The sequence below is a fragment of the Mariniradius saccharolyticus AK6 genome, from assembly GCF_000330725.2.
Classification (GTDB): domain Bacteria; phylum Bacteroidota; class Bacteroidia; order Cytophagales; family Cyclobacteriaceae; genus Mariniradius; species Mariniradius saccharolyticus.
Window position 1 is genome coordinate 1 of the sequence record NZ_AMZY02000039.1, and the last position, 1,190, is coordinate 1,190.

Consider the following 1,190-nt stretch of genomic DNA (forward strand, 5'->3'; position numbering starts at 1 on the left):
GGAAATAATTCATAACATTCGATGCTGACTTGAAGAGGAATCAGGCTCTGGTGGAGACCAACCTGCCAGCAATAAAGTCAGTGCATTTACAAAAAAAAGAGGGCCGGGTATCTTTTACCCGGCCCAACTTTTTTTGGGATGCTTTATGGCTAGGAAAACTCATTTTTCATTGGATAGGAAGACATACCATCTGATGAATCCTATCCGATGGCTCAAGGTAAGTCCGCGGTGGATATCCAGGTGATTTTTGAGATGACTGAAGAATCCTTCGATGCCGTTAGTGGTTGCCGGAATAGTCGGATGGGTTAAATAATGGAACATATTGGGAAGTGCCCGTTTGATGGTTTGGTGAGATCTTCTCAGCAGTTTGTGGGTGTACCAATATCTGCCGGTTTCTGGATTGAAGCTCTTCTCATTGAGGTATTCTCTGTGACGTTTTTGCCAGTCATTCAGACTTTTTTCCCAGCTGATTCTGTCGTTGTGGGTTTTGATTTGCAGGATCAGAAGCACCAGCCTTCGCAGCTCCTGGCCGGAAACGTGTTTGGGATATTGGGTTAGCCAGATCAGGCACATACGCTGGATATGCACCAAACAGCGCTGCACAGTGACCTCGGGTACGGCTGACTTGATGGCCTTAAGGATACTTTTGTGTCCGTCTGTAGTGATGCTTTCCAGCTGGATCCCCAGCTTAATCAGATTGGTGAGATCCTCTTTGATCTCCGGGTAGTGCTCTCCGTCAGAAAAGCGGATCAGCTGAGTGTAGCCGTCCATACCATCCTGATAACAGACCATGCAAAAGCCTTTGAAATAGGTGGCATCCAAACGCAGGTTCACCTTTTCACGCTTCCGGATTTTAACCAACGGAGACTGTTCAAGATACCGGTAGAAAGTCCTCTGCAACGTGTCTTTGGACAGCCCGCTCTCCCGACAAAGTGTCTTAAAAGTCTGCCTTTCAAGGACCCATTTTTTAAACCAGACAAACCTGTTCCGATGGGTTTGATCTTTGGAACTCCGAGTGAAGAAGATCCCACAATTCTTACACCTAAACCGCTGCTTGCCGCCCTGTTTTCCCCAGCGGATTACCTCCAAACTTCCGCAGGCCCAGCACCTCTTTTTTTTGTCTTTCCATAAACAAAAAAAGTTTACTGAAACCACTTTCAATAAACCCTTTGTAAGTAATTGTAATTCAG

At 46.1% G+C, this 1,190-nt stretch carries 1 protein-coding gene; it reads right to left on the reverse strand.

The features are described from left to right. Positions 1-159: 159 nt before the first annotated feature. Positions 160-1,155 (reverse strand): IS256 family transposase, variant Zn-binding type, encoded by a 996-nt coding sequence (locus C943_RS21180; RefSeq protein WP_425411280.1) that lies wholly within the window; start codon positions 1,153-1,155, stop codon positions 160-162. Positions 1,156-1,190: the final 35 nt, after the last annotated feature.